23 protein-coding genes, 1 tRNA gene and 1 pseudogene are annotated in these 22631 nt (G+C 65.9%); 9 read left to right on the forward strand and 16 right to left on the reverse strand.

What is annotated here, in order from left to right:
- Positions 1-664 precede the first annotated feature (664 nt).
- The 4 genes from cydX to cydP all read right to left on the reverse strand — a co-directional run bounded on the left by cydX (position 665) and on the right by cydP (position 3866).
- Positions 665-781: a cytochrome bd-I oxidase subunit CydX gene (gene cydX / locus G3O06_RS37780; RefSeq protein WP_174916181.1), complete on the reverse strand. Its 117-nt coding sequence runs from the start codon at positions 779-781 to the stop codon at positions 665-667.
- A gap of 62 nt (positions 782-843) precedes the next feature.
- Entirely contained in the window at positions 844-1980 is a 1137-nt protein-coding gene (cydB, locus tag G3O06_RS37785; protein ID WP_205819177.1) for a cytochrome d ubiquinol oxidase subunit II, read from the reverse strand.
- 31 nt (positions 1981-2011) lie between these two features.
- Positions 2012-3592 carry a cytochrome ubiquinol oxidase subunit I gene (locus G3O06_RS37790; protein WP_174916179.1) on the reverse strand — a complete coding sequence of 527 codons (1581 nt, stop codon included), beginning with the start codon at positions 3590-3592 and terminating at the stop codon, positions 2012-2014.
- The gene (cydP, locus tag G3O06_RS37795) at positions 3582-3866 is read right to left on the reverse strand and encodes a cytochrome oxidase putative small subunit CydP (protein WP_174971627.1); all 285 of its coding nucleotides are present in this window, start codon (positions 3864-3866) and stop codon (positions 3582-3584) included. Before cydP ends, G3O06_RS37790 begins: the two co-directional genes overlap by 11 nt.
- A gap of 166 nt (positions 3867-4032) precedes the next feature.
- Between cydP and G3O06_RS37800 the strand changes: the two genes are divergently transcribed.
- Positions 4033-4230, forward strand: coding sequence for a hypothetical protein (locus G3O06_RS37800; protein ID WP_205819178.1), 198 nt, complete (start codon positions 4033-4035; stop codon positions 4228-4230).
- A 21-nt stretch (positions 4231-4251) separates the two neighbouring features.
- Here G3O06_RS37800 and rpoH read toward each other — a convergent pair whose 3' ends face one another.
- Positions 4252-5187, reverse strand: a complete 936-nt coding sequence (gene rpoH, locus G3O06_RS37805; RefSeq protein WP_011353247.1) for an RNA polymerase sigma factor RpoH — start codon at positions 5185-5187, stop codon at positions 4252-4254.
- Positions 5188-5548: 361 nt separating this feature from the next.
- On the opposite strand from rpoH, the gene G3O06_RS37810 reads away from it, so the two are divergent.
- The gene (locus G3O06_RS37810) at positions 5549-6118 is read left to right on the forward strand and encodes an acyloxyacyl hydrolase (RefSeq protein ID WP_174971583.1); all 570 of its coding nucleotides are present in this window, start codon (positions 5549-5551) and stop codon (positions 6116-6118) included.
- A 45-nt stretch (positions 6119-6163) separates the two neighbouring features.
- Positions 6164-6547 (forward strand): nuclear transport factor 2 family protein, encoded by a 384-nt coding sequence (locus G3O06_RS37815; RefSeq protein ID WP_011353245.1) that lies wholly within the window; start codon positions 6164-6166, stop codon positions 6545-6547.
- 143 nt (positions 6548-6690) lie between these two features.
- Here G3O06_RS37815 and leuA read toward each other — a convergent pair whose 3' ends face one another.
- Complete coding sequence (gene leuA / locus G3O06_RS37820) at positions 6691-8337, reverse strand: 2-isopropylmalate synthase (protein WP_205819179.1); 1647 nt, start codon at positions 8335-8337, stop codon at positions 6691-6693.
- 380 nt (positions 8338-8717) lie between these two features.
- Positions 8718-9692: a DNA-binding protein YbiB gene (ybiB, locus tag G3O06_RS37825; protein WP_174971585.1), complete on the reverse strand. Its 975-nt coding sequence runs from the start codon at positions 9690-9692 to the stop codon at positions 8718-8720.
- A 194-nt stretch (positions 9693-9886) separates the two neighbouring features.
- Between ybiB and maiA the strand changes: the two genes are divergently transcribed.
- Complete coding sequence (gene maiA, locus G3O06_RS37830) at positions 9887-10531, forward strand: maleylacetoacetate isomerase (protein WP_174916176.1); 645 nt, start codon at positions 9887-9889, stop codon at positions 10529-10531.
- Positions 10532-10614: 83 nt separating this feature from the next.
- On the opposite strand, the gene ftsY is transcribed toward maiA, so the two are convergent.
- Complete coding sequence (gene ftsY, locus G3O06_RS37835) at positions 10615-11769, reverse strand: signal recognition particle-docking protein FtsY (RefSeq protein WP_174916175.1); 1155 nt, start codon at positions 11767-11769, stop codon at positions 10615-10617.
- Between the two features lie 216 nt (positions 11770-11985).
- Between ftsY and rsmD the strand changes: the two genes are divergently transcribed.
- From rsmD to G3O06_RS37850, 3 genes are all read left to right on the forward strand, one after another.
- The gene (gene rsmD / locus G3O06_RS37840) at positions 11986-12600 is read left to right on the forward strand and encodes a 16S rRNA (guanine(966)-N(2))-methyltransferase RsmD (RefSeq protein WP_205819180.1); all 615 of its coding nucleotides are present in this window, start codon (positions 11986-11988) and stop codon (positions 12598-12600) included.
- Positions 12601-12711: 111 nt separating this feature from the next.
- Positions 12712-13209, forward strand: coding sequence for a pantetheine-phosphate adenylyltransferase (gene coaD / locus G3O06_RS37845; protein WP_031403077.1), 498 nt, complete (start codon positions 12712-12714; stop codon positions 13207-13209).
- Between the two features lie 59 nt (positions 13210-13268).
- Positions 13269-13535 (forward strand): YfhL family 4Fe-4S dicluster ferredoxin, encoded by a 267-nt coding sequence (locus tag G3O06_RS37850; RefSeq protein WP_175006164.1) that lies wholly within the window; start codon positions 13269-13271, stop codon positions 13533-13535.
- An 86-nt stretch (positions 13536-13621) separates the two neighbouring features.
- On the opposite strand, the gene hisC is transcribed toward G3O06_RS37850, so the two are convergent.
- The 8 genes from hisC to G3O06_RS37890 all read right to left on the reverse strand — a co-directional run bounded on the left by hisC (position 13622) and on the right by G3O06_RS37890 (position 20781).
- Positions 13622-14689 carry a histidinol-phosphate transaminase gene (hisC, locus tag G3O06_RS37855; RefSeq protein WP_205819181.1) on the reverse strand — a complete coding sequence of 356 codons (1068 nt, stop codon included), beginning with the start codon at positions 14687-14689 and terminating at the stop codon, positions 13622-13624.
- A gap of 117 nt (positions 14690-14806) precedes the next feature.
- On the reverse strand, positions 14807-15406 hold the full coding sequence (pth, locus tag G3O06_RS37860) for an aminoacyl-tRNA hydrolase (protein WP_021163050.1): 600 nt from the start codon (positions 15404-15406) through the stop codon (positions 14807-14809).
- A 118-nt stretch (positions 15407-15524) separates the two neighbouring features.
- Entirely contained in the window at positions 15525-16130 is a 606-nt protein-coding gene (locus G3O06_RS37865) for a 50S ribosomal protein L25/general stress protein Ctc (RefSeq protein WP_039346059.1), read from the reverse strand.
- Between the two features lie 161 nt (positions 16131-16291).
- Positions 16292-17254, reverse strand: coding sequence for a ribose-phosphate pyrophosphokinase (locus tag G3O06_RS37870; RefSeq protein ID WP_011353235.1), 963 nt, complete (start codon positions 17252-17254; stop codon positions 16292-16294).
- Positions 17255-17298: 44 nt separating this feature from the next.
- A tRNA-Gln gene (locus tag G3O06_RS37875) sits at positions 17299-17375 on the reverse strand.
- 55 nt (positions 17376-17430) lie between these two features.
- Complete coding sequence (ispE, locus tag G3O06_RS37880; protein ID WP_174986214.1) at positions 17431-18312, reverse strand: 4-(cytidine 5'-diphospho)-2-C-methyl-D-erythritol kinase; 882 nt, start codon at positions 18310-18312, stop codon at positions 17431-17433.
- A 25-nt stretch (positions 18313-18337) separates the two neighbouring features.
- Positions 18338-18958: a lipoprotein insertase outer membrane protein LolB gene (gene lolB, locus G3O06_RS37885; RefSeq protein ID WP_174971602.1), complete on the reverse strand. Its 621-nt coding sequence runs from the start codon at positions 18956-18958 to the stop codon at positions 18338-18340.
- The gene (locus G3O06_RS37890) at positions 18958-20781 is read right to left on the reverse strand and encodes a tetratricopeptide repeat protein (protein WP_174916169.1); all 1824 of its coding nucleotides are present in this window, start codon (positions 20779-20781) and stop codon (positions 18958-18960) included. The genes lolB and G3O06_RS37890 overlap by 1 nt, the downstream gene beginning before the upstream one ends.
- 86 nt (positions 20782-20867) lie before the next feature.
- Here G3O06_RS37890 and mutM point away from each other — a divergent pair, with 86 nt between their 5' ends.
- Together mutM and mutY are read left to right on the forward strand one after the other, a co-directional pair.
- Positions 20868-21695 (forward strand): bifunctional DNA-formamidopyrimidine glycosylase/DNA-(apurinic or apyrimidinic site) lyase, encoded by an 828-nt coding sequence (gene mutM, locus G3O06_RS37895; RefSeq protein WP_166965048.1) that lies wholly within the window; start codon positions 20868-20870, stop codon positions 21693-21695.
- Between the two features lie 24 nt (positions 21696-21719).
- Positions 21720-22517: pseudogene (gene mutY / locus G3O06_RS37900) on the forward strand (A/G-specific adenine glycosylase); the annotation flags it as partial.
- Positions 22518-22631 lie beyond the last annotated feature (114 nt).

The raw sequence follows: 22631 nt of genomic DNA on the forward strand, positions 1-22631 counted from the left end.
TGACGCGGGCAGCGCGCCGAGCGCGGCCGGCGACAGTGCCGCGATCAGCAGGCCGGCAAACAAGGTGGACAAGGTTCGGTTCATGCGGACTCCTGAGAAAAAAGGGGCGTAGCGGCGTCACGGGATGACGTCGCTGCGAGCGGGACTTTCAACGGAGCTGCGGGGACAACAGGGCGCGCGGGCGATGCGGCTGCCCCGCGCGAAGTCGGCACGCGTGCGCGTGCGTTACGGAACGGGTGGCGGGCAGGCGTGCCGGTCGGATCGGCGTGGGCGGATGCGCGTCTTCATCGGCGGCGCACGGCAGCGGCTGCTGCGGATGCCGTGGCGGCGCGGCCGGTGGCAAAGGCGCGCAAGCGACCTGTGCGGACGATGACGGCGTCGCTCGCCGACGAAGCACAGCCGGCCGCCGCACGCCGACGGCGAGACGGCGCGCAGTCGCGCGCCGCATACGGGATTCGCATGTCTCCCCCACCAGATGGATTCGGCCTGTCAGCGGCCGTGTCCAAAGATCTTATGAAACCTTTTATTGGTATTCAAGTGGTATCAATCTGGCGCTAAATTGGCATCGACGTGCCGGGCCTGTCCGGCTGGCAGGAGCGAAAAAAAACCTCGCGCGAGGCGAGGTTCCTTCGGGACGGCGGCGGCGCGATCGGCCGCACACGCATCAGTCCTGGCGAACGCGTGCTTCCTGCGTCTTCTGCCGCGCTTCGAGCCACATCGCATTGACGATGCCGAACGACAGCGCGACGCCGATACCGAGAATCCAGCTGAAATACCACATGATCCGACTCCTTGCGAAACGGTGGGCGAGGGCGCGAGCGCGCCCCGGCCCGGTTCAATGCATCAATACATCGAATGCTTGTTCTCTTCGAGCACCTCGCGCGTGACCTTGCCGCGCATCACGCGATACACCCAGCTCGTGTAGAGCAGGATGAGCGGCAGGAACACGATCACCGCGAACAGCATCACCTGCAGCGTCATGTGGCTCGACGTCGAATCCCACACGGTCAGGCTGCTGCGCGGGTCGAGCGACGACGGCATGATGAACGGGAACATCGAGAAGCCTGCGGTGAGGATCACGCCGGTGATCATCAGGCCCGTGCAGAAGAACGCCGTCTTCTCCTGCTTCGAACCGGCGAGCAGCAGCGCGAACAAGCCGCCCGCGATCCCGACGACGGGCGCCGCGATCATCCACGGGAATTCGCCGTAGTTCGCGAGCCACAGGCCCGAGCCGGCAGCGACGTCCTTGAGCAGCGGGTTTGCGACCGTATCGGTCGGCGCGGCGTGCGTGATGTGGAAGCCGCCGATGGTCGATGCGACCAGCACGCCGGCCAGCACGAACAGCACGACCGCGAGGAACGACGCCACGCGCAGTGCGACCGACGCGCGGCGCGCGATCACGCCTTCCGTCTTCATCTTGATGAAGGCCGCGCCGTGCGCGACGAGCATCGTGAGGCTGACGAGCCCGCACAGCAGCGCGAACGGGTTCAGCAGCGCCCAGAAGCTGCCGTAGTAGGTCACGCGCAGGTCGCTGTCGAACTTGAACGGCACGCCTTGCAGCAGGTTGCCGAACGCGACGCCGAACACCAGCGCCGGCACGAAGCCGCCGACGAACAGGCCCCAGTCCCAGCCCGCGCGCCAGCGCGGGTCGGGCCGCTTGCTGCGGTAGTCGAAGCCCACCGGCCGGAAGAACAACGCGAACAGCACCAGCAGCATCGCGAAGTAGAAGCCGGAGAACGACGCCGCGTAGACGAGCGGCCAGGCCGCGAACATCGCGCCGCCGGCCGTGATCAGCCACACCTGGTTGCCTTCCCACGTCGCGCCGACGGTGTTGACGATGATGCGGCGTTCCTCGTCGGTCTTGCCGAGGAACGGCAGCAGCGCGGTCGCGCCCATGTCGAAGCCGTCGGTGACGGCGAAGCCGATCAACAGCACGCCGACGAGCAGCCACCAGATCAGCTTGAGAGTTGCATAGTCCATAGCGATTCCTTGTTCCGTTTCAGGTGCGTGCTCACGCCGGGGCGCGCTCGCTGGCGGCCGCGATTTCGTGGTGATAGCGGCCGGTATGCAGCGACGACGGGCCGAGGCGCGCGTACTTGAACATCAGCTTGATCTCGATGACGAACAGCGCGGTATAGAACAGGATGAAGCCCGCGAGACTCAGGTACAGGTCGCTCGGCTGCAGGCTCGACGCGGACAGGTGCGTCGGCAGCACGCCGGCGATCGTCCACGGCTGGCGGCCGAGCTCGGCGACGATCCAGCCGAATTCGATCGCGATCCACGGCAGCGGGATCGCCCACACCGCATAGCGGAGGAACCAGCGGCGGTTGTCCTGCAGCAGTTCGCGGCGTGCGCAGAACCAGAACGCGGCGATGAACGTCGCGACGAACAGGAAGCCGAGGGCCACCATGATCCGGAACGAGAAGAACACGGGCGCGACCGGCGGGATCGTCTTCTTCGCGGCGGCCTTGATCTGCTCGGGCGTCGCATCGACCACGTTCGGCGTGAACTGCTTGAGCATCAGCCCGTAGCCGAGATACTGCTTGTGCTGGTCGAACAGCGCGCGGGTTGCGTCGCTCGTGTCACCCTGCTTGATCTTCTGCAGCGCGCCGTACGCGACCATCCCGCTCTGGATGTGCTCCTCGCTGTGCTTCGCGAGCTCGCGCAGGCCGATCACCGGTTCGTCGATCGAGCGCGTCGCGATCAGGCCGAGCGCATACGGGATCTTGATCGCGTAGTCGGTGCGCTGTGCTTCCTGGTTCGGAATGCCGATCAGCGTGAACGATGCGGGTGCCGGCTGCGTTTCCCATTCGGATTCGATCGCGGCGAGCTTCATCTTCTGCACTTCGCCGGTCGTATAGCCCGATTCGTCGCCGAGCACGATCACGCACAGCGTCGCCGCGAGGCCGAAGCCGGCCGCGACCGCGAACGAGCGCAGCGCGAAGTCGACATCGCGCTTCTTCAGCAGGTACCACGACGACACGCCGAGTACGAACATCGCCGCCGACACGTAGCCGGCCGACACCGTGTGCACGAACTTCACCTGCGCGACGGGGTTGAACAGCACGTCGAACAGGCTCGTCATCTCCATGCGCATCGTCTGGTAGTTGAACTCCGCGCCGACCGGGTTGTTCATCCAGCCGTTCGCAACGAGGATCCACAGCGCGGAGAGGTTCGAACCCAGCGCGACGAGGAACGTGACCATCAGGTGCTTGACCTTCGACAGGCGGTTCCAGCCGAAGAAGAACAGGCCGACGAACGTCGATTCGAGGAAGAACGCCATCAGGCCTTCGACCGCGAGCGGCACGCCGAAGATGTCGCCGACATAGTGCGAGTAGTACGACCAGTTCGTGCCGAACTGGAATTCGAGCGTGATGCCGGTGGTCACGCCCATCGCAAAGTTGATCCCGAACAGCTTGCCCCAGAACTGGGTCATGTCCTTGTAGACCTGCTTGCCGGTCATCACGTAAACAGCTTCCATGATGACGAGCAGCCAGGACAGGCCGAGCGTCAGCGGCACGAACAGGAAGTGGTAGAGCGCCGTGATGCCGAACTGCAGACGCGACAGATCGACGACTTCGCTACTTATCATGGTGGTCTCCCTCGGTGGGTGCAGGCGCCGGTACCGAGAGCAGCTTCTCGGCGACGGCGGCAGGCGGCAACGACATGTGCTCGGCCTGCGGATGATTGAAGAATGCGTATTTGAGCGACATCAGGAGGATCAGCTTGACGATCAGCACCAGGGTGATGTCGCGGGCGAGGGTCGGGCCGCGTGCCCACGCGGCGATGCGCGCGCGCCAGCCGATCGTTCCGGCCGGCCGTGGGGGAGGCGGCGCAGGCTCTTTATTGATCGAGATCAAGGCGATTATCCTGAATCGATTTAGGTCTGATTTGGGGCGACTTTACGTCGGATATATGACGGCCGTGAAGCTGTTTTAATCCTTTTGCGCCTGACATGCCAATTTTAAAAGGACGGCTTTCCGATGCCGAGTGCTGCGCTGCGGCAGACCGTCGCGAAACACGAGCCGAAACTTGAGGCAGATCAAGGTTATGCGGAAGGGGCCCGGAAACTGCCTATTACCTGACGAATCAGGTCAATTAATCCGCACTGAAGCGCGTGAAGAAACGAGCGGGGAAACGATCGGAGAAGCGATCGAAGAAGCGAATGAAAAGCAGGGGAAAAGACAGGCGAAAAAAAACCGCTGCCGGTCGGGCAGCGGTTTTCGATGAGGCGCTCTAAATCGCAGCGATTTACGCGTATTCGGCGAGGGCGGTGCGCATCTTTTTCATCGCGCTCGCTTCGATCTGGCGGATGCGTTCCGCCGACACACCGAACTCGGCAGCGAGATCGTGCAGCGTCGAGCCGCCCGAGCCGTCGTCGTCGACGTGCAGCCAGCGCGCCTCGATGATGCGGCGGCTGCGCGCGTCGAGTGCGTCGAGTGCCTGCGCGATGCCGTCCGTCTGCAGCGTGTCGCGCTGACGCGCGGCGAGCACGGCGGTCGGTTCGTTGTGCGAGTCGGCCAGGTAGGCGATCGGCGCGTACGACTCCTCGCCGTCTTCGACCTGCCCTTCGAGCGCGATGTCGCCGCCCGACAGGCGCGTTTCCATTTCGGTCACGTCTTCGCGCTTGACGTTGAGTTCCTTCGCGAGGCCGTCGATTTCCTCGGGCGTCATCGCCTGCAGGCCCTTCTTGTGGCTGCGCAGGTTGAAGAACAGCTTGCGCTGCGCCTTCGTCGTCGCGACCTTCACCGTGCGCCAGTTGCGCAGGATGTACTCGTGGATCTCGGCCTTGATCCAGTGGATCGCGTACGACACGAGGCGCACGTTCTGGGCCGGATCGAAGCGCTTCACGGCCTTCATCAGGCCGATGTTGCCTTCCTGGATCAGGTCGCCGTGCGGCAGGCCGTAGCCGAGATAGTTGCGCGAGATCGACACGACGAGCCGCAGGTGCGACAGCACGAGGCGGCGTGCCGAGTCGAGGTTGTTGCCTTCGCGGAATTCGGTCGCGTACTGGCGTTCCTCTTCGACCGTCAGCAGCGGAATGCGATTGACGGCCTGGATATACGCGTCGATGTTGCCAAGCTGGCCCGGCAACATCGATTGAGCTGCGAGCGCCAGCGAGCCTGCCGATGCGGCCTTGGCCGGCGTCGGGCTCAGGGTGTTCGGGAGGGTCAGGGCATTGCTCACTAAAAAAACTCCTTTGGAATCAGGGACAAACCCCCGGTCTCGAATGAAATTCCGTGGGCCATCTTAGCACTCCCGTAATCCGAGTGCTAATTCCTTAGAGCAAGCGTGGGCATCGGAGTTCCCGCTTTTTCTATCGAGCCAGTGGAGTCGATAGTCTATTCTGCGACAGAGGGAGCGAAGCGAAGTTCCGTAAGCCGTTGTTTCTGATGGTAATCAGTAGACGATTTCAATTTTTGTCGTTTTGGAAGGAAGCCATTTCGCTTTGTGATGCCGATCCGAAAAGTCCTTTACCATACCATTCAGTTCGCTCGAGCCGGCCGAAGCGGCAGGCTCCATTCAACCCACAAAGTTGGAGTGTCAGATGAACAATAAGAAGAATCGCCGGCCTCGCAGCCGGCTTGCGCTGCACGCGATGCTGGCGGCGTCCCTTCTGGGCGGATCGGGTGCGGCATGCGCGGATCGGTGGGGGATTCAGGCGGGCGGCGGTTTTTCGGATCGCCACGGGGTCGACAAGGGCGATCTCGGCGTGGTGTGGGATCCGGGCTGGAACTGGTGGGAAATCGGCGGCTGGCACTTTGCGTTCGTGGTCGAAGGGCACGCCGGCTACTGGCACACGGGCGGCAACGTCCACAGCAGCATCGGCGAATTCGGCGTGACGCCGATGTTCCGCTTCATCAAGAGCGCCGGGGAGATCCGCCCGTTCATCGAGGCCGGCGGCGGCATCCGGCTGCTGACGCACCCGACGATTTCGGATCGCTTCTCGATGGGGACTGCGTTCCAGTTCGCGCCGACGGCGGGAGTGGGCGTGCAGTTCGGCCAACGGCAACAGTATCAGGTCGGCTACCGTTTTGAACATGTGTCTAACGCGGGTATCAAAGAGCCGAATCCTGGTATAAATTTCCACCAGTTCTACTTGCAGTACAACTTCTGATCCGCATGCCCGCGCACGGCGTGCGCGTTGCCGAGGAGTCAGGCGATGGCGAAGGTGGTCGATGCGATCCGCGCGCTCGAGCGCGATCGGTTCCGGGCGATGGTGGACGGGGACGGCGAGGCGCTCGACGCGCTTTTGTCGGACAAGGTGTTCTTCGTGCACACCAACGGCAAACGCGAAACCAAGCAGCAGTTCATCGACGCCATCGTCGCCGGCCGCCGCCGCTATCGCCAGATCGAAATCCAGTCGCAGGACGTGCTGCCCGTCGGCGATGAGACCTGCATCGTCACCGGGCGCGCGTTGATCGAGATGGAAACGAACAACGGCGGCCTGGTCTTCCCGATTGCGTATACCTCCGTCCACACCCACGAACAGGGGCGCTGGAGCCTGTTCGCGTGGCAGGCGACGCGGTGCGCGACCGAGACATGAGCGCGCGTGGCGCTCCTTTTCACGTCCCGACCGAAGCGGCCTTCTGGGCCGCTTTTTGCTGCCTCGTGCGGCGCGGATCGCGCGGCGCACGGGCGGTCACGCCCCGCTCGCTGACGTTGGAACCCTGAAGCGGAACCTGGCGCTCAGGCCGCCGCGCGGCGATCCGCGCAGTGCCAGGCCGAGCGGTTGATCGCGCTGACGACCGCATCGAGCGCGGCGCTCGCCGCATCGGCGTGCAGGCCGACGCCGTGCCGCAGCGGTGCATCGCCGACCCGGCAGCCGACCGATACCGCGATCCGCCCGTCCGTGGTGCGCGCGTGTTCGCACGACGCGACGTCGATCGCCGCGCCGGCGGTGGCCGCGAACGCCGCGGCAAAGCGTCGCACCGCATCGTCGGGCGTCGTGTCCGCCGCCGGCGCCGCCGCGATCTCGCGGGTCTGCCAGCACGCGCCGCTGCCGTGACGCGCGGCCGGCCCGTCGGTGTCGAAGAATTCGCGCGCGAACAGCGCGCAGATCGCGTCGCCCGTCACTTCCTCGCCGGATGCGTCGGCAAGCGTCTGCACCGCATGGCTGAATTCGATCTGCACGCGGCGCGTCGGCGTGAAGCCCATCCCGCGCTCGAGCAGGAACGTGGCACCACCCTTGCCGGACTGGCTATTCACGCGGATCACGGCGTCGTAGCTGCGGCCGAGATCGGCCGGGTCGATGGGCAGGTACGGCACTTCCCAGGCCGCGTCGGGGCGCTGTTGCGCGAAGCCCTTGCGGATCGCGTCCTGGTGCGAGCCCGAGAAGGCGGTGAACACGAGGTCGCCTGCGTACGGATGGCGCGGATGCACGGGAATCTGGTTGCAGCGTTCGACGACGCGGCGCACGGCATCGATGTCGGAGAAATCGAGGCCCGGATCGATGCCTTGCGTGTAGAGATTCAGCGCAAGCGTGACGAGATCGACGTTGCCGGTGCGTTCGCCGTTGCCGAACAGGCAGCCTTCGATGCGGTCGGCGCCCGCGAGCAGCGCGAGTTCGGCTGCCGCGACCGCGGTGCCACGATCGTTGTGCGGATGCACGGACAGCACGATGCTGTCGCGATACGCGAGGTTGCGGTCCATCCACTCGATCTGGTCGGCGAACACGTTCGGGCCCGCGGCTTCGACGGTGGCCGGCAGGTTGACGATCATCTTGTGGTCGCGGGTCGGCCGCCAGGTCTGCGCGACCGCGTCGCAGATCTCGCGCGCGAACGTCAGCTCGGTCATGCTGAAGGTTTCCGGCGAGTACTGGAAGGTCCACTGCGTGTCGGGGCGCGCGGCGGCGTGTTCCTTGATGATGCGCGTGCCGTCGATCGCGAGCGCCTTCACGTCGGCCTTCGACATCCCGAACACGATGCGGCGGAACGACGGGCAGACCGCGTTGTACAGGTGCACGATCGCGCGCGGTACGCCTTCGAGCGCGTCGAACGTGCGGGCGATCAGGTCTTCGCGCGCCTGCACGAGCACTTCGATCGTCACGTCGTCGGGAATCCGCTTGTCGTCGATCAGCTTGCGGACGAAATCGAAGTCGGTTTGCGACGCCGACGGAAAACCGACTTCGATCTCCTTGAACCCGATCGCAACCAGCATCTCGAAGAACTCGAGCTTCTGCTCGATGCTCATCGGCTCGATCAGCGACTGGTTGCCGTCGCGCAGGTCGGTGCTCATCCAGACGGGCGCGCGCTCGATGGTGCGCGACGGCCATTTGCGGCCATTGAGGCGGACGGGCTCGAACGGACGGTACTTGTCTTGCGGATTGCGCTGCATCTTCTGGACCTCGGGTCTCAAGTCGTGAGCGAAGACGGGCGGCATGGGCGACGGTTGGCGCTGCCTCGCTCCGCGGCACGTGAACGCGCTGCGGATGCGGATGATCTTCGCGAGTCGGCCGACGGATAGACGGACGAATGCTGACGACTTCGGGTTGTAAAAACTACGAGAGGGGTACTGCGAGGAACTGCTGGGAGGGACCGTGCGGACAGCACACGGCGCTACGACAGCCTTAGGCTAGTCGTAGCGATAGCGGCCGCGCTAGGCGGCCGGAGGTAATTCGGAGGGTGTTCGGAAAGGAACGCATGACGGCAACTCTATGCCAGGATGCGCTCGCGTGTCAAATGCCCTGCAAGCGGGGCCGGTTCGCGAGCGTGCCGTCAGCGCGCGATGCGGGCGATCTGCACGATCGTCGCGACCTGCCGGGCGACCGTGTCGGGCACCGGCAGCTCGCCGCGCAATACGGCGTCCGTCCACGCCGCCGTCGTGGCCGCGTCGCGCGATTCGGGCAGGGCGACAGGGGGCGCATCGGTCGACGAGCGCTCGGCCTCGATCAGCGTGTCGCACACGCCGTCGTGCAGCCAGTCGACCTGCACCTGGCGCCGCGTATCGGCAACGGCTTCGCCCTCGGTGCCGCGTGCCAGCAGCGCGCCGCCGAGCGCGGCGTCCGGATGGTCGCGGAACAGCTGCGCGAGGCTGTCGCGGTACGGCGGGTGCGTGTAGTTGACGAGCCGCAGGCCGGCCGGCGCAAACGGCTGCAGGATCTTCACGAGCGTGTGCGTCGAGTTGCGCACGCCGAGCACGCTGCGCATCGACAGCAGGTGTGCGATGCGCGGCGCCAGCACTTCGATCGACGCGAACGCGACGCGGCGCTCGGCAAGCGTGTCCTCGATCGCATCGTGCGACGTCGACGGCGCGAGCGACAGCGCCGAGAAGATCTCGGCGCTCGTTACACGGCCCGGATCCTGCCCGACACCATGCACGAGCACCGGCACGCCTTCGCGGGCGAGCAGCAGCGCGAGCAGCGGCACGAGGTTCGGCTGCTTGCGCGCGCCGTTGTAGCTCGGGATCGACACGGGGCGGAACGCGGCGTCCTGCACGTGCACCGGCTCGAACGACGCCTGCGCGGCGGCGAGCATCGCGGCCAGCTCGTCGGCGGATTCGCCCTTCAGCCGGTAGGCGATCAGGATCGCGCCGAGTTCGACGTCCGACACGCGCGCGTCGAGCATCGCGCGATAGAGCTCGAACGTGTCCTCGGCGGACAGCGCGCGTGCGCCGTGCGGGCCGCGGCCGATTTCCTTGATGAAGCGGGCGCACGGGAACGGAACGGCGGCGGGATCGTGGGAAGCGGTCATCGGGGCGTGGGGCGGGCGGCCGGCATCGGGCCGCGCTGTGAGCGGTGGGGAATGCCCCGAGTATCGCACGGGTGCGGCCGTCGCAAGCGAGGCCGCGCGGCGCGGCGCGCTACACTCTGGTTCCCGGCGGTGCGCGCGCCGGCTGCGCCGCGCCCGTGCCGTCGCCGGCCGAATACGACTACGAGAGACATCCCATGAAGCTTTACAGCTATTTCCGCAGTTCCGCGTCGTACCGCGTGCGGATCGCCCTGAACCTGAAGCAGCTGCCGTTCGACTATGTCCCCGTGCACATGCTGCGCGACGGCGGCGAGCAGCTGAAGGACGCGTACCGCGCGCTGAATCCGGATGCGGTCGTGCCGACGCTGATCGACGGCGACGCGACGCTGCAGCAGTCGCTCGCGATCATCGAATATCTCGAGGAAACCCATCCGGAGCCGGCGCTGCTGCCGAAGCAGCCGGTCGATCGCGCGTATGTGCGTGCGGTCGCGCTGCAGATCGCGTGCGAAATCCATCCGCTCAACAACCTGCGCGTGTTGAAGTACCTGAAGCACACGCTGAAGGTGCCCGAGGACGCGAAGAACGCGTGGTACCGCCACTGGATCGAGGCGGGCTTCGACACGCTCGAGACGCGCCTCGCGAGCGATCCGCGCACCGGCAAGCTGTGTTTCGGCGACACGCCGACGCTCGCCGACGTGTGCCTCGTGCCGCAGGTGTTCAACGCGAACCGCTTCTCGATCGACACGACGCGTTATCCGACGATCCAGCGGATCGTCGACCATGCGTCGACGCTCGATGCATTCAAGGCCGCCGAGCCCGGCGCGCAGCCCGACGCCGAATGAGCGCGGTGCGCCCGGCATGCATGACCGGGCGCGCATGAAAAAGGGCGCCCGAAGGCGCCCCGTGCGATGCGTGCCGGCGGTGTTCAGCCGAGCAGCGCGTCCGCGAATTCGACCGCGCTGAACGGCTGCAGATCCTCGACCTTCTCGCCGACGCCGATGAAGTAGACCGGCACCGGACGCTGCCGCGCGATCGCGGCGAGAATCCCGCCCTTCGCGGTGCCGTCGAGCTTCGTGACGATGAGGCCGGTGAGGCCGAGCGCGTCGTCGAATGCCTTGACCTGCGTGAGCGCGTTCTGGCCGGTGTTCGCGTCGATCACCAGCAGCACTTCGTGCGGCGCGCCGTCGTGCGCCTTCGAGATCACGCGCTTCACCTTCTTCAGCTCTTCCATCAGGTGGAGCTGCGTCGGCAGGCGGCCGGCCGTGTCGGCCATCATCACGTCGATCTTGCGCGCGCGCGCGGCGCTGACCGCGTCGAAGATCACCGCGGCCGGATCGCCGCTTTCCTGCTGCACGACCGTCACGTTGTTGCGCTCGCCCCAGACCGCCAGCTGTTCGCGCGCGGCCGCGCGGAACGTGTCGCCCGCGGCCAGCAGCACCGACTGGTCGAAGCTCTGCAGATGCTTCGCGAGCTTGCCGATGCTGGTCGTCTTGCCTGCACCGTTCACGCCGGTGATCATCATCACGAGCGGCTGCGCGCGGCCGAGCATCAGCGATTTCTCGAGCGGCGTCAGCAGCTCGACGAGCAGGTCGTGCAGTGCCGATTTCACCTGCTGCGGGTCGGTCAGGCGGCCCGTGCGCACCTTTTCGCGCAGCGCGTTGAGCAGGTACTCGGTCGCGTCGACGCCCGCGTCGGACATCAGCAGCGCGGTTTCGAGCTCCTCGTACAGATCCTCGTCGATCTTCGTGTTGACGAAGACGCCGGTGATGCTCGAGCCCGTCTTGGCGAGCCCCGTTTTCAGGCGCGCGAGCCACGATTTCTTCGAGGTGGCGTCCTGCAGCGGCGGCGGGACGATTTCGACCGTCTCGACGACTTCGTCGCGGCCGTCGTTGGTCGGCGTGACCGTCATCACGACGGCCGGCGCGGCCGGTTGCGCGGGCGCTTGCGGCACGTCGGCCGCGGGCGGGGCCTCGACTACGGGCGCATCGGACGGTTCGTCCGTTTGCTGCGCGTCGGCCGATTGCGATTCCGCCGGATCGGGCTCCTGCGTTTTCTTGAATCGTTTGAAGAAGCTGAACATGGTCTGACGTCGGGAAGAGGGCGGGCCGCCGCCAGGGGCGGGGCACCGGACGGGCCGTTCTGCGTTCGCGCGGGCGCGGCGCACGGCGGCCGAAACCGTGCATTTTATCAGTGCGGCGTGGCCCTCGCGTCAGTGTGCGCCGCCGCTGTGGTAACGTGCGCCTGTTTAGCGGTGCGCCCTCGCGCGCGCCCGGTCCCTCCGTTGTCGATATTCCGTATGTCCCGTTCCTCTCCCGGCCGCTCGGCGGCCCCTTCTGGCCGCGGCAAGCCGCACACGATCCGCATCATCGGCGGTGACTGGAAACGCACGCCGCTCGCGGTCCTCGATCTCGACGGCCTGCGGCCGACGCCCGATCGCGTGCGCGAGACACTGTTCAACTGGCTCGGCCAGGATCTCGAAGGCTGGCGCTGCCTCGACCTGTTCGCGGGCACCGGCGCGCTCGGTTTCGAGGCCGCGTCGCGCGGCGCGGCGAGCGTCGTGATGGTCGAGCGCCATCCGCGCGCCGCGCAGCAACTGCGTGCGATCAAGGACAAGCTCGGCGCACGTGCGGTCGAGGTCGCGGAGGCGGACGCGTTGCGGCTCGCGGCCGGGCTCACGCCGGGCGCGTTCGACGTCGTGTTTCTCGATCCGCCGTTCGGCGAGGCGGCCGTGCTCGAGCGTTCGGTCGCGCTGGCGGCGCCGCTCGTCGCGGCGGGCGGCGCGCTGTACGTCGAGACGGGGGCGGAGCTCGATCCGGCCGCGCACGAGGCGCTCGCCGGCTGGCAGGTCGTGAAGCACGGCAAGGCAGGTGCGGTTCACTATCATTTGCTGCGGCGCGAAAATGATGAATAATGCGCGTTCCATACGAGGCGGCGCGCCGCAAAGGCGACGCATGCCCATCTCGGCAGCGGCGTGCGCATTGCACGGCTGCCATCCCGTTTGCGTGATGACAGGAGGAGCGACATGGTAGTCGCCGTGTATCCCGGTACGTTCGATCCGCTGACGCGCGGGCACGAAGACCTCGTGCGGCGTGCGTCGAGCATTTTTGATACGCTGGTGGTCGGTGTTGCCGACAGCCGCGCGAAAAAGCCGTTTTTCTCGCTCGAAGAACGTCTGACGATTGCGAACGAGGTGCTCGGCCATTATCCGAACGTGAAGGTGATGAGTTTCACCGGCCTCCTGAAGGATTTCGTCCGCACCAACAATGCGCGCGTGATCGTGCGCGGCCTGCGCGCCGTGTCCGATTTCGAATATGAGTTCCAGATGGCGGGGATGAACCGCTACCTGTTGCCCGACGTCGAGACGATGTTCATGACGCCGTCCGATCAGTACCAGTTCATCTCGGGGACGATCGTGCGCGAAATCGCGCAGTTGGGCGGCGATGTCAGCAAGTTCGTGTTCCCGTCCGTCGAGAAGTGGCTGACCGAGAAAGTCGCTGCGATGGGAGGCCCTGCCGCGTAATGCGGCGCCGGCCGGTTTCGTTGCGAAGCCGGCCGCCGGCCTGAAGAAGTGAGATCAGTATGGCTTTGATGATTACCGACGAGTGCATCAATTGCGACGTGTGCGAGCCCGAGTGCCCGAACGGCGCGATTTCGATGGGCACGGACATCTACGTGATCGACCCGAACAAGTGCACCGAGTGCGTCGGCCATTTCGACGAACCGCAGTGCCAGCAGGTGTGTCCGGTCGAATGCATTCCGCGCGATCCGCAGCATGACGAATCGCACGCGCAATTGATGGAGAAGTATCACGCGTTGACCGCCGGGAAGGGCGACGACGCGTCGTGACCCCGCGGTGACGCGCGTGCTCGAATCCTTCGGCACGCGCACGTCACGCATCCGGATCGGCGCCGCCTGGCGCCGGTTCTTTCGTTTCAGTCCAGCAGCTCGCGCAACGCCGCGACGAGCGCATCGCATTCGGCGTCGGTGCCGACGGTGATGCGCAGGTGCTGGTCGATCCGCGGCAGCCGGAAGTGCCGCACGAAAATTTCCCGTTCCTTCAGTTTCGCTGCAATCGCACCCGCGTCGTGCGCGGGATGGCGCGCGAACACGAAATTTGCGGCCGACGGCACGATGTCGAAGCCGAGCGTGTCGAGCGCATGCGTGAGCTGCGTCCGGCTGTCGATCACGCGCCGGCAGGTTGCGTTGAAATAATCGGTGTCTTCATATGCGGCCTGCGCGGCGACTTGCGCAAGCCGGTCGAGCGGGTACGAGTTGAAGCTGTCCTTCACGCGGTTCAGCGCGTCGATCAGCGCCGCATCGCCGAACGCGAAGCCGACGCGCATGCCCGCGAGCGAGCGGGCCTTCGACGTCGTGTGGACGACGAGCAGGTTCGGGTAGCGGTCGATCAGCGTGATCGCCGACTCCGCGCCGAAGTCGACATACGCCTCGTCGATCACGACGACCGACGACGGGTTCGCAGCCGCGATCCGCTCGACGTCCGCAAGCGGCAGCGCGCGCCCGGTCGGCGCATTCGGGTTCGGAAACAGCACGCCACCGGCGTCGTCGAGGTAGTCGTCGACACGGATCGAGAAATCGTCTGCGAGCGGCACGATCGACATCTGGACGCCGTACAGGCGCGCATAGGTCGGATAGAAGCTGTACGTGATGTCGGGGAAGCGCAGCGGCCGGTCGTGTTTGAGCAGCGCCTGGAACGCGTGCGCGAGCACCTCGTCGGAGCCGTTGCCGACGAACACCTGCTCGGGCCCGATGCGGTGATGGGCTGCGACCGTCTCGCGCAGCGCGCGTGCGACCGGGTCGGGATAGCGGCGCAGCGTGTCGCCGGTCTCGCCGAGTTCACGTGTGATCGCCGCGACAACGCGCGGCGACGGCGGATAGGGATTCTCGTTGGTGTTCAGCTTGACGGGGTGTGCGAGTGCGGGCTGCTCGCCCGGCACGTAAGGCACGAGTTGCTGAACGACGTCGCTCCAGTAACGGCTCACCGCTTGGCTCCTGTCGGGCAAAGCGACCAGATTACCGCATGTGCGCGCAGGGTGGGGCGGGTAGGGCCGCCCGGCGACACGCCGGACGGCTCGATGCACCGGAGCGGTGCGATGCGGTCAGTTGCGATGCAACTGCATCGTCGCGCGGTCGAGTTCGCCCTTGACGACCATCGGCATCACGGCGAGCGCGCGTTCGATCGACGCGTCGATCACGTCCTGTTCCTCGCGGCGCGGCGGCTTCAGCACGAAGTTCGCAACGTCGGGCTTCGCGCCGGCGCGCGCGCTTTCCGGAATCAGGTCGCGCGGATGGCCGATGCCGATCCGCAGCCGCCAGTACTGCTGCGACGACAGGTGCGCGGTGATGTCCTTCAGGCCGTTGTGGCCGCCGCTGCCGCCGCCGAGCTTCAGCTTCACGGTGCCGGGCGGCAGGTCGAGCTCGTCGTGCGCGACGAGGATCTGGTCGGGCAGGATCTTGAAGAATTGCGCGAGCGCGACGACCGACTGGCCGGAGCGGTTCATGTAGGTTTGCGGCTCGAGCAGATGGACTTCCTCGCCGTGCAGGCGCGCTTTCGCGTAGAAGCCGTGGAAGCGGCGTTCGTCGCGTAGCGTCGCGCCGGCTTCGCGGGCGAGCTGGTCGATCAGCCAGAAGCCGGCGTTGTGACGCGTCGCGGTGTATTCCGCCCCGGGATTGCCGAGGCCGACGATCAGTTTGATCATGACGTTTCGAGGGCGGCAACAGCCGCCTGGGCGCAGAAAAAGAAAAACCCGCCGGGCAAGCCGCGGCGGGTTGCGTCGACCGTTTCGTGAAACGGATCGATGGGTGCAGGCAGCCCGCTTAGGCAGCCGGCGTTTCGCCTTCTGCTGCGTCCGACACGGCACCAGCCGGGACCGTCGCCGATGCGACAACCGGGTTTTCCGCGTCGACGTGCGCGACCAGCGCGACACCCTTCGGCAGCGTGATGTCCTTCGCGTGCAGCGATTGACCGGCTTCGATCTTCGACAGGTCGACTTCGAGGAACTCCGGCAGGTCAGCCGGCAGGCACTCGATTTCGATTTCCGTCGCGACGTGCGAAACGATCGCGCTCGACAGCTTCACGGCCGGGCTGATTTCAGCGTTCAGGAAGTGCAGCGGTGCCTTCGTGTGCAGCTTCTTCTTCGCGTCAACGCGTTGGAAGTCCACGTGCAGCACCAGTTGCTTGAACGGGTGGTATTGCACGTCGCGCAGCAGAACCTGTTGCGACTGGCCAGCCACTTCGAGGTCGAGGATCGACGAGTGGAAAGCTTCCTTCTTCAGGGCGTGCCACAGGGCGTTGTGATCGAGTTCGATCTTTTGCGGGGCTGCTTCGCCACCGTAAACGATACCCGTGGTCTTGCCAGCGTTGCGCAGGCGGCGGCTCGCACCCGTACCTTGCTCTTGGCGCTCGAAAGCGACGACTTTCATGTAATTCTCCAATAGCTGCCCGCGACCAGGCAGTAAAACGGGGCCGTCAAACTGCGGCCCCCGATGAAACGGGCGGGGTTTCGTCTATCCCGTCCGATTGTGCAAAAAGCGAAGCGTTGCCGCTTCGCTTTCTGCGCATGCTTTGTTCAGTCGATTCGCGATCAGGATTCCGCGAACAGCGACATCACCGAATCGCCGCGGCGGATTCGCGAGAACGTTTCGGCCAGCAGGCTCGCGCTCGTCAGTGCACGGATCTTCGAGCAGCCGAGCGATTCGGCCGACAGCGGGATCGTGTCGGTGACGACCAGCTCGTCGAGCGCCGATGCGGCGATGCGATCGCCTGCGCCGCCCGACAGCACCGGGTGCGTCGCGTACGCGAACACCTGCTTCGCGCCGCGCTCCTTCAGCACTTGTGCAGCCTTGCAGAGCGTGCCTGCCGTATCGACCATGTCGTCCATGATCACGCAGGTGCGGCCTTCGACTTCACCGATGATGTTCATCACTTCGGAGACGTTCGCCTTCGGGCGACGCTTGTCGATGATCGCGAGATCGCAGTTGAGCTGCTTCGCGAGTGCCCGGGCACGCACCACGCCGCCGACGTCCGGCGACACGACGAGCAGATCCGAGTAGTTCTGCTTGCGCAGGTCACCCAGCAGGATCGGCGTTGCGTAGATGTTGTCGACCGGGATGTCGAAGAAGCCCTGAATCTGGTCGGCGTGCAGATCCATCGTGATGATCCGCTCGACGCCGGCGATTTCCAGCATGTTCGCGACGACCTTCGCCGAGATCGCGACACGCGCCGAACGCGGGCGGCGATCCTGACGGGCGTAGCCGAAGTAGGGGATGGCAGCAGTGATCCGGCCAGCGGATGCGCGCTTGAGCGCATCGACCATGATCATCAGTTCCATCAGGTTGTCGTTCGTCGGCGCGCACGTGGATTGCAGGACGAAGACGTCCTTGCCGCGCACGTTTTCCTGGATCTCGACCTGGATCTCGCCGTCGGAGAAACGGCTGACCATTGCTTTGCCGAGGGGGATTCCAAGGATATTGACGACTTCCTGGGCGAGCGCGGGATTCGCGTTGCCAGTAAAGACCATCAGGCCATCATGGCTGTGGCTGCTCATCGTGCACCTGCTTCAGGCTTGGGCGGGAAATGCGGGAAAATTTTTGGCAGGGGAGGAAGGACTCGAACCCTCGCATGCCGGAATCAAAATCCGGTGCCTTGACCAACTTGGCGACTCCCCTACACTTAACTGATAACTTCACCGGACTCGTGTAGGCCATCCGGCAAAGTAAAACTTCATGACGCGAAAGCGAAGAGCGGATGCTCGTTCAGGCTCTCGGCAACTGCACCGTTCCAACCGGTGGGCAGCTTGGCTTGCGCCGCTTCTGCCTCATGCTTGCTGCGAAACGCTGCAAACACGCTTGCTCCGGAGCCGGTCATCCTCGCGGGGGTCACATCATACAACCATTTGACCACCTGCGCAACTTCCGCGTACTTACTTGTCACAACTTGCTGCATATCGTTCCGACCGAAACTATCTGGCCATCCCGCATCGCTGCTTTGCTGTGCAAGAAAGTCCGTAATTGTGACGCGCTTCGAATCTCTTGTCAACAACTTATCTGAAAATATTTCAGCGGTTGGGACGTGAACGCGAGGCGTTACAACCAAGAACCAGCGAGTCGGCAATTGTACCTCAGCTAATTCTTCTCCGATACCCTCTGCGAACGCATTTTTTCCAAAAATAAAAAACGGGACGTCTGCGCCGAGTTTTACTGCGAGCGACTGGAGCTCGGCGCGCGGCAGGTCGAGTTGCCACAGGCGGTTCAGCGCGAGCAACGTCGTCGCCGCGTCGGAGCTGCCGCCGCCGAGGCCGGCCCCCATCGGCAGGCACTTGTCGATCTCGATGTCGACGCCGTGCGCGGTGCCCGTATGCGCTTTCAGCAGGTTGGCCGCGCGCACGACGAGGTCGCTCTCCTCGGGCACGCCGGGCACGTCGGTGACGCGCGCGACGCGACCGTCGTCGCGCAGCGTGAAGTGCAGCGTGTCGCCCCAGTTCAACAACTGGAACACGCTCTGCAGATCGTGATAGCCGTTCGGACGGCGGCCGGTGATGTGCAGGAACAGGTTGAGTTTCGCGGGCGCAAGGCAGTTGCGCAGCGAGCGGGTCGAATCGGTCATGCGTATGTCTGGGCTAGGCCGGTGCTCACTGATCGAGCACGAGCTTGATGTCGAGCGGCGGAGTCGCGCGCACGAGGTTGACGCGTTTGACGCCCGTGGCCGGGGCATCCGCGTAGGCGAGGTAGTCGATCGTCCAGCCGTCCTGGCGGATCTGCTTGACGCGCGTGCCGTCGGCCGGATCGCGCACCGTCTCCGCGGGCGTGGCAGGCGCGGCTGTCGGCAGCAGCCAGTAGCGCAGGCCCGCGAGCGGCAGTTCGAAGCCGAGCGTTTTCTGCATCAGGTCGCCGACGTCCGGCGCATATTGCGTCGGACGGTTCGGCAATTCGAGCGATGCCGCCTGCGGCGTCGACTTCACGACCGCGAGCGTCTGGCCGAGCGGGCTGCGCAGCTCGAGCGACACGTCGTCGCCGTGCTCCTGCCAGTCGAAGTTGCCGTACACGTTCTGCTGCTTGCCGAGACGGTCGTCGTATTGCACCGCGAAGCGGCCATGGTAAGCGTGCGTTGCGGCGGTCTGTAGCGCCGCGCCCGCCGGCGCGCTGGCCGACGGCGGCGTGCTCGCGCAGCCGGCCAGCGCGAGCGCCGCGCCGGCCGCGGCCAGCGTGCGCTGCGCGCGGGAGGACAGGGAAAACGTCGGGAACATCTGCATCAGAGACCGTTGATCTGGAGGCGCTTCAGCGTCTGCACGAGCGTGTCGTTGTCCGGCTCGAGCTTCTGCGCGGCACGCCACGCGGAACGCGCGTCGTCCTGCGCGCCGCTCTTCCACAGCACTTCGCCGAGATGCGCGCCGATTTCGGCGTTCGGCTGCAGTTCGTACGCGCGCCGCAGCACCTTCGTGGCGCCCGCCGAATCGCCCATCCGGTACTTCACCCAGCCGAGGCTGTCCATGATGTAGGCGTCGTTCGGCGCGAGCGTCATCGCCTTGTCGATCAGCTTGCTGGCTTCGGGCAGCCGCTGGTTGCGGTCGGCGAGCGAATAGCCGAGCGCGTTGTACGCCTGCGGATTGTCGGGCTGCGTGCGGATCAGCTCGCGCAGCTGCTTCTCCATCGTCGTGTAGTGGCCGGTTTTTTCGGCCGCCATCGCGTAGTCGTAGCGCAGGTCGGGATCGTCGGGGAAGTCCTGGACCGCCTGCCCGAGCCGCGCCTCGGCTTCCGGATAGCGCTTCGCGGTGAACAGGATCGACGCGTCGGTGCGTGCGACCACGGCCGCATCGCGCGGATCCGTGATCGGCAGGTTGTCGAGCACCTTGCGCGCCTCGTCGGTCTTGCCCTGTTTCTGCAGCAGTTGCGCGCGGGTGATCTGTGCGGGGAGGTAGTGCTGGCTCGTCTGGTCGACCTTGTCGAGCCACTGCGACGCCTGCGGGTCGTTGTTCTGGTCGATCGCGATCTGCGCGAGGTAGATGTAGCCCTGGCCGACGTCGAGGTTCGGCTGCTTGTCGCCGAGCTGTACGTACTGCTTCAGGTAGCCGGTCGCTTCGTCGAGCTTCTTCTGCTGGATCTTGATCAGCGCGAGCGCCATCAGCGGTGTCGGATCCTTCGAGTCGAGCTTGCGCATCGTCTCGAACTGCTTCTGCGCGTCGTCGAGGCGATCGTCGGCGAGATAGAGCTGCGACAGCGCGAGCCGCGCATCGCGCGACTTCGGATTCTGCTGAACATACTTCTCGAACGACGCGATGCCCGCCGCGCGTTCCGCGGGGCCCATCTGCGACAGCATCAGGGCCGCCGGCAGGTAGTCGGGGCGGATCTGCAGCGCCTGCTTCAGCGACTGCGCGGCGCCGTCCTTGTCGTCGACCGCGATCTGCTGGCGCGCGATCGCGAGCTGGGCCTCGGGCCGGTTCAGGTCGTTCTTCAGCATGTCCTTCAGTACCGCGAGGCCGCCGACGCGGTCGGGGCCGCGCACGAGCAGCGCCTGCAGCGCGAGGATCGCCGGGCCGCGCGTCTCGCCGGTCGCCCGGACCAGTTCGCGCGCGAGCATCGGCTGCGCGTCGGCCGGCTTGCCGGCGAGCACCAGCAGTGCGGCGTCAACCTGCGACGCGCGATTCGAATCCGGTGCGTACTGGCGCCACAGGTTCGCGGCGGACAGCGCGTCGGCCGGGCTCTGCGCGCCGAGCGCGATCTCGGTCGCACGCTGCGCCATGCGCGGATCGCGCGTGTCGCGGGCGAGTGCGAGATAGGTCTGGTAGGCCGGCGCGGGCTGGTTACGCTGCAGCGCGACCTCGGCGGCGAGCACCTGGTAGACGATCTGGCTCGTCAGCGGCACGCCGGGAAGATTCTTCTGCTCGTCCGGCATCACATGCTCGAACGCGCCCTGCGACTCCGCGTCGTCCGATGCCGGATCCTGCGCGTGAGCCGGGAAGGCGGTGAGGGTCCAGGCGGCAAACAGCGCGGCGCCGAGTGCACGGCGGACCGGGAAGGCACGCACGCCGCGCTCGGCGGCGGGGCGCTTCTGAAGCAGCTTCGAGGGCAGGGTCATGGAAATCCGTTCGATGTTTCAACCGATTGTAACGCGCTCGCTACAATACACGCACGATCGTAAATCGAGTCTCAGACCCGCAAACAATGCCAGAGTTGCCAGAAGTCGAAGTCACGCGCCGGGGCATCGAGCCCTTTGTCGCGGGCCGCCGCGTCGAGCGTGTCGACGTCCGTACCGCGATGCTGCGCTGGCCCGTGCCGGCCGGGCTCGCCGAGCAGTTGCGCGCGCGCGAAGTGCTCGCCGTCGAGCGTCGCGGCAAGTACCTGCTGTTCGAGGTCGACGCGGGCTGGTTCATCGTCCACCTCGGCATGACGGGCACGCTGCGCGTGCTGCCCGCGGACGGCGTGCCGGTCGCCGCGAAGCATGATCACATCGACTGGATCTTCGACGAATTCGTGCTGCGGTTCCGCGATCCGCGTCGCTTCGGCGCGGTGCTGTGGCACCCGCGCGAAGCGGGCGACGTGCATGCGCATCCGCTCCTCGCGAGCCTCGGCGTCGAGCCGTTCTCGCCGGCGTTTACCGGCGCGCTGCTGCACGCGCGCACGCGCGGCCGCACCGTGTCGGTCAAGCAGGCGCTGCTCGCGGGCGACATGGTCGTCGGCGTCGGCAACATCTATGCGTCGGAGAGCCTGTTTCGCGCCGGCATCCGGCCGACGACGGCCGCCGGCAAGGTCTCGCTGCCGCGCTACGAGCGGCTGGCCGACGCGGTGCGCGCGACGCTCGCCGACGCGATCGAGCGCGGCGGCAGCACGTTGCGCGATTTCGTCGGCAGCAACGGCGAAAGCGGCTATTTCCAGCTCGACTGCTTCGTCTACGACCGTGCAGGCCAGCCATGCCGCGTATGCGGCACGCCGATCCGCCAGATCGTGCAGGGTCAGCGGTCGACCTATTTCTGTCCGACCTGCCAGCGTTGAAACCTTTTTCCACGATTAGATAACTTGAAGCCGCCCCGCATCGCCCCCGCTCCGTTCCCCGTCACGCCGCTGCATCGCACGTTCGCCACGCGCCTGGTCGCATGGCAGCGCGAGCATGGCCGCCACGACCTGCCGTGGCAGAACACCCGTGATCCGTACCGGATCTGGCTGTCGGAAATCATGCTGCAGCAGACGCAGGTATCGACCGTCATCCCGTATTACACGCGCTTTCTCGAACGCTACCCCGACGTCGCCGCGCTCGCGGCCGCGCCGACCGACGACGTGATGGCGCTGTGGGCGGGGCTCGGCTACTACTCGCGCGCGCGCAACCTGCATCGCTGCGCGCAGGTCGTCGTCGCCGAGCATGGCGGCGCGTTTCCGGCGACGCCCGACGCGCTCGCCGAACTGCCGGGCATCGGCCGTTCGACGGCCGCGGCGATCGCGTCGTTCGCGTACGGCGCGCGCGCGACGATCCTCGACGGCAACGTGAAGCGCGTGCTTGCACGGGTGTTCGGCGTCGAGGGCTTTCCGGGCGAGAAGCGCGTCGAGAACGACATGTGGGCGCTGGCCGAATCGCTGTTGCCGGACGCCGCGAACCCGGCCGACGTGAGCGCGTATACGCAGGGGCTGATGGATCTCGGCGCGACGCTGTGCATGCGCGGCAAGCCCGATTGCGCACGCTGCCCGTTCGCGGGCGACTGCGTCGCGCAATCGACGGGCCGCCAGCGCGAACTGCCGGCCGCGCGGCCGAAGAAGGCCGTGCCGACGCGCAAGACCTGGATGCTCGTACTGCGCGACGGCGACGCCGTGCGGCTGGAGCGGGATCGGAAGAGTGTCGTGTAGGGAAAGAGGGTGATGTATCGTGTGAGGCGAGTGTGGATCGTGAGCAACACCAAAACATAACAGATAGAGCTACTTGAGATGGCCAGACATGTA

The organism is Burkholderia sp. Ac-20345, from assembly GCF_017104825.1.
GTDB classification, from domain to species: Bacteria; Pseudomonadota; Gammaproteobacteria; order Burkholderiales; family Burkholderiaceae; genus Burkholderia; species Burkholderia lata_B.

Coding starts and splice junctions, on each gene's coding strand:
- cydX (WP_174916181.1), bottom strand. CDS start 781: ATGTGGTATTTCAGCTGGATTCTCGGTATCGGCGTCGCGCTGTCGTTC.
- cydB (WP_205819177.1), bottom strand. CDS start 1,980: ATGGACTATGCAACTCTCAAGCTGATCTGGTGGCTGCTCGTCGGCGTG.
- G3O06_RS37790 (WP_174916179.1), bottom strand. CDS start 3,592: ATGATAAGTAGCGAAGTCGTCGATCTGTCGCGTCTGCAGTTCGGCATC.
- G3O06_RS37810 (WP_174971583.1), top strand. CDS start 5,549: ATGAACAATAAGAAGAATCGCCGGCCTCGCAGCCGGCTTGCGCTGCAC.
- G3O06_RS37815 (WP_011353245.1), top strand. CDS start 6,164: ATGGCGAAGGTGGTCGATGCGATCCGCGCGCTCGAGCGCGATCGGTTC.
- leuA (WP_205819179.1), bottom strand. CDS start 8,337: ATGCAGCGCAATCCGCAAGACAAGTACCGTCCGTTCGAGCCCGTCCGC.
- ybiB (WP_174971585.1), bottom strand. CDS start 9,692: ATGACCGCTTCCCACGATCCCGCCGCCGTTCCGTTCCCGTGCGCCCGC.
- maiA (WP_174916176.1), top strand. CDS start 9,887: ATGAAGCTTTACAGCTATTTCCGCAGTTCCGCGTCGTACCGCGTGCGG.
- ftsY (WP_174916175.1), bottom strand. CDS start 11,769: ATGTTCAGCTTCTTCAAACGATTCAAGAAAACGCAGGAGCCCGATCCG.
- rsmD (WP_205819180.1), top strand. CDS start 11,986: ATGTCCCGTTCCTCTCCCGGCCGCTCGGCGGCCCCTTCTGGCCGCGGC.
- coaD (WP_031403077.1), top strand. CDS start 12,712: ATGGTAGTCGCCGTGTATCCCGGTACGTTCGATCCGCTGACGCGCGGG.
- G3O06_RS37850 (WP_175006164.1), top strand. CDS start 13,269: ATGGCTTTGATGATTACCGACGAGTGCATCAATTGCGACGTGTGCGAG.
- pth (WP_021163050.1), bottom strand. CDS start 15,406: ATGATCAAACTGATCGTCGGCCTCGGCAATCCCGGGGCGGAATACACC.
- G3O06_RS37865 (WP_039346059.1), bottom strand. CDS start 16,130: ATGAAAGTCGTCGCTTTCGAGCGCCAAGAGCAAGGTACGGGTGCGAGC.
- G3O06_RS37870 (WP_011353235.1), bottom strand. CDS start 17,254: ATGAGCAGCCACAGCCATGATGGCCTGATGGTCTTTACTGGCAACGCG.
- ispE (WP_174986214.1), bottom strand. CDS start 18,312: ATGACCGATTCGACCCGCTCGCTGCGCAACTGCCTTGCGCCCGCGAAA.
- lolB (WP_174971602.1), bottom strand. CDS start 18,958: ATGCAGATGTTCCCGACGTTTTCCCTGTCCTCCCGCGCGCAGCGCACG.
- G3O06_RS37890 (WP_174916169.1), bottom strand. CDS start 20,781: ATGACCCTGCCCTCGAAGCTGCTTCAGAAGCGCCCCGCCGCCGAGCGC.
- mutM (WP_166965048.1), top strand. CDS start 20,868: ATGCCAGAGTTGCCAGAAGTCGAAGTCACGCGCCGGGGCATCGAGCCC.